This is a genomic window from uncultured Frigoribacterium sp., from assembly GCF_963515265.1.
Lineage (GTDB): Bacteria > Actinomycetota > Actinomycetes > Actinomycetales > Microbacteriaceae > Frigoribacterium.
On the sequence record NZ_CAUPYL010000244.1, the window covers coordinates 1 to 3,241 of the forward strand.

3 protein-coding genes and 1 pseudogene are annotated in these 3,241 nt (G+C 74.8%); 1 reads left to right on the forward strand and 3 read right to left on the reverse strand.

The window, feature by feature from the left end:
* Positions 1 to 344, forward strand: a pseudogene (locus RWM17_RS13310) (hypothetical protein); the annotation flags it as partial.
* A 43-nt stretch (positions 345 to 387) separates the two neighbouring features.
* Here the strand turns inward: RWM17_RS13310 and RWM17_RS13315 are convergent.
* The 3 genes from RWM17_RS13315 to RWM17_RS13325 form a co-directional block, all read right to left on the reverse strand.
* Positions 388 to 843: an SRPBCC family protein gene (locus tag RWM17_RS13315; protein ID WP_314104433.1), complete on the reverse strand. Its 456-nt coding sequence runs from the start codon at positions 841 to 843 to the stop codon at positions 388 to 390.
* Positions 840 to 2,306, reverse strand: coding sequence for an NAD(P)/FAD-dependent oxidoreductase (locus RWM17_RS13320; RefSeq protein ID WP_314104435.1), 1,467 nt, complete (start codon positions 2,304 to 2,306; stop codon positions 840 to 842). The genes RWM17_RS13315 and RWM17_RS13320 overlap by 4 nt, the downstream gene beginning before the upstream one ends.
* On the reverse strand, positions 2,303 to 3,241 hold a 939-nt coding region (locus RWM17_RS13325), incomplete at its 5' end, for an SDR family oxidoreductase (protein WP_314104438.1). The genes RWM17_RS13325 and RWM17_RS13320, both read right to left, overlap by 4 nt.

Below are 3,241 nucleotides of genomic sequence, written 5' to 3' on the forward strand. Positions count from 1 at the left end.
CCTTCGTGCCGTCGCCGTCGCCGTCGAGCGAGCAGCCGTCGCTGACGTCGGTCGAGCTGGCGGGCGAGGGGTCGTCCTGGCGCGTGCTGCTGCACGAGGGCGACGACGTGCTCGAGGCCGAGGTCGTGCTCGGCGCCTGGGCCGTCACCGACGCGCTCGCGGTCACCGCGGGCCGCCGGGGCGCGGCGCTGCACGTGGACGTGGTGTTCGTCGAGACGCCCCACCGCCTGCACCTGGTGCTCGACGGAGGCGCCGCCGACGTCCGGTGGGAGACGACGCCGCTGCACGCGCCGGCCCTGCGGCAGCTGCGAGCGCCGCACGCCGGCGAGACGTCCCCGCTCTAGCGACGACGACGACGGCAGGCGGCCGGGGTCCGGGAGGCGGGGGTCAGCTCGGCGAGACCCGGTCGCGCAGCCGTCCCTCGGCCAGCCACGCGAGCCGTCGCAGCGTCTCGCGGTTGCGGATGCCCAGGGCGGGGTCGAGGACGGCGTCGGGGACGAGCGCGCCCGGCCCGGTGACCGCCTCCTCCTCCATCACGACGAGGCAGCCGCCCGCGCGGTCGTGCACGGTCAGGGCGACCTGCGCCTCGCCGAACGGCCAGCCGCGGGCCCTGAAGACGGCCCGGTGCGGCGGGTGCCACTCGAGCACGCTCGTCGTGTCGTCGAGCACGAGCGGCCAGACGCCGAACGAGTGGTGGATCCGCGCCCCGACGGCCGGCCAGGTGGACTCGACGTCGCGGATGCGGGAGGCGCCCACCACCCAGCTCGGGAACAGCCAGCCGTCGCTCAGCACGTCGAAGACCTCGTGCGGCGACGCCTCGAAGAACCTCTGGTCGCGACTCACGTCGTCGTCCCTCCGTCGGGCCCCAGCCGGGGCAGGTGGTCGATGCCGAACTCGTGGCGCAGGGCGCTCAGGGCGGCGTAGGCGCCGCCCATGCCGTGCACCGAGGGGCCCGGCGGCACGGACGACGACGCGAGGTACGTCCCCGCGACCAGGGTGCGCCACGGGTCGGTCGACACCACGGGTCGCGCGATCAGCTGCCGCATCGTCGGGGCCCCCGACGCGATGTCGCCGCCGACGTAGTTCGGGTCGTGCTCCTCGAGGTCGGACGCCGTGTGGGCGCGGGAGGCGAGGACGAGGTCGCGGAAGCCGGGCGCGAACCGCTCGATCTGCTGCGTGACCGCCTCGGTCATGTCGACGGTGCTGCCGTTCGGCACGTGCGCGTAGGTCCACAGGGCGTGCTGCCCGGCCGGCGCGCGGGTGTCGTCGACGACGCCCGCCTGCACCGCGAGCACGAACGGCTCGGCGGGGTGCACGCCTCGGGCGACGTCGTGCTCGGCGCGGGCCACGGCCGCCCGGTCGCCGCCGAGGTGCACGGTCGGCGTGCGCCGCAGCTCCTCGGCCTGCCACGGCACGGGGCCGCTGAGGGCGAAGTCCACCTTGGAGGCGCCTCCCCCGTACCGGAACCGCTCCAGCCGGCGTCGGTACCCGGCCGGCATCTCGTCGCCGGCGATCGCGATCAGCTGTTTCGGGGTCACGTCGAGCAGCCGGACGGACGCGTCGAGCTGACGCAGGCTGGTCACCTCGACGCCGGTCTCGATCACCCCGCCGTGCGCGACCAGGTCGGCGGCGAGCGCGTCCGCGATCGCCTGGCTGCCGCCGCGCGGCACCGCCCACCCGTAGCCGTGCCCGTGCACCGCGAGGGCGAGGCCGGCGGCCGACGCGCTGAGGCTCGGCATCGGGCGGATGGCGTGGGCCATGACGCCCGCCAGCAGTGCGCGCGCCTCCTCGGTGCGGAGGCCGGCGTCCCACCACGGGCCCGCCTGGTGCAGGATCCTCAGGCCGAACTCGACCGTGGTGCCGAGGTGGCGCGGCACCTGGAGGATCGGCGACAGGGTGAACTGCGAGAGCTCGGGCTCGAGGTCGACGAGCCGGGAGAACATCCGGTGCCAGGTGGGGCCGTCGACGCCGAGGCCGTCGGCGGTCCGCTCGAGGTCGCGGTAGGCGACGCCCGCGGTGCCGCCGTCGAGCGGGTGCCCGTACGAGACCTCGGGCACGATCATCTCGACCCGCTGCTGCAGCCCCCACCGCCGGAAGAAGCCGGAGGCCATCGCCATCGGGTGCACCGCGGAGCAGATGTCGTGGCGGAACCCCGGCAGGGTCAGCTCGGCGGTGCGGGTGCCGCCGCCGATGGTGTCGGCGCGCTCGAGCAGCTGGACGCGCAGTCCTGCCCTCGCGAGCACGACGGCGGCCGAGAGGCCGTTCGGGCCCGCGCCGACGACGACGGCGTCGAAGTCGGCCGTCACGGGCGGCGCCGGCTGCCGGCGACGGCCCGCACCACGGCGGCGCCCGCACCGAGGGCCCCCGCCGCGGCGAGCGCGTAGCTGACGCCGCGGTTGCGGGTGTACCAGACCTGGGGGCTGGTCGAGCGGGCCTGGTCGTCGAAGATGCCGTGGGCGCCGTGGTCGCCGGCGACGGGGCTGTAGAGGTTGTCCGGCCACATGGGCTCGGACTTCTCGGGCGCCTGCTGGCCGCTGTATCCGGTCTTGGCGAGGTACACGTCGAGCCAGTTGGCCACGAAGCGGTTGCCGAGCACCGTCATGACGGTCGGCTCGCCGATCCACGAGCGGCGACGCGGCTTGTCGGCCACGTCGGCGATGGCACGCGCGCCCACCTCGGGCTGGAAGATCGGCGGCACCGGCTTCGGGTGCTCGGGAAGACGAGACCGGACCCAGTTGAACTGGATCGTGTTGAGGGCCGGCATGTCGACGGTCGAGATGACGACGTGGCTCTGGTTGTGGATCAGCTCGGTCGTCACCGACTCGGTGAACCCCTGGACGGCGTGCTTCGAGGCGCAGTAGGCAGCCTGCAGCGGGATTCCCCGGTGCGCGAGCGCGGAGCCCACCTGGATCACGTGGCCCTTGTCGCGCGGCGTCATGCGCGACAGCGCCGCGCGGGTGCCGTTGACGAAGCCGAAGTAGTTCACCTGGGTGGCACGCTCGAAGTCGTCGGGGTCGGTCTCGAGGAACTCGCCGAACACCCCGACCATGGCGCAGTTGACCCAGAGGCCGATGTCGCCGAGCTCGTCCTCGACGCGCGTCGCGGCCGCCTCGACCTGCTCACGGTCGGCGACGTCGGTGGGGACGCCCAGGGCGCGGCGACCGGCCGCCCTGACGTCGGCGACGGCGCCGTCCAGCCCCTCCTGGCCGCGCGCGAGCACGGCGACGTCCCAGCCGCGGTC